The sequence below is a fragment of the Haloferax sp. KTX1 genome, assembly GCF_902410085.1.
In the GTDB taxonomy this organism is placed as follows: Archaea; Halobacteriota; Halobacteria; order Halobacteriales; family Haloferacaceae; genus Haloferax; species Haloferax massiliensis.
The window spans coordinates 1-422 of record NZ_CABPRH010000253.1; the positions used below are offsets into that span (position 1 = coordinate 1).

The following is a 422-nucleotide window of genomic DNA, read 5'->3' on the forward strand; positions in this document are numbered from 1 at the left end:
GATATCCCCGGCTCTGACGCCGATATGCCCGCTGATACAGAGGGGAGTGCTGACGATTAGCACGGCGGTAGTTCTTTATAATCGGTGTTCGTTTATTGAAACGATGTCAAAGAAAGTCATCGCCCTCGTCGCGGTCATGGCACTTGCCCTCGCGTACTACGTCAAGCGGTAAGGCTGCGCGAATCGACTGTATCGCCCTCTGAATCTACTGTCGGCCGCCCTGCCTACTGGTCCTCAACGGCGTCGTATGGGGTGGGGTATCCCGATGGCCGGCAGTATTCTCTCGGTCTCTGCGCTGTCAGCGACAGCGCCGTCGCTTTCCGAACTCTTACCCGGCGAACCGCCGTACCAGCGTGTATGTACGGCGTCGTCACCCGTAACGAGGAGGAGACGGAGTGGTCCGAGTTCGACCGGGCGTTCTA

General features: G+C 58.8%; 1 protein-coding gene. It reads right to left on the reverse strand.

The window, feature by feature from the left end; translation table 11 throughout:
• Window positions 1–234 precede the first annotated feature (234 nt).
• On the reverse strand, window positions 235–422 hold a 188-nt coding region (locus tag FY251_RS22925), incomplete at its 5' end, for a hypothetical protein (RefSeq protein ID WP_222847912.1).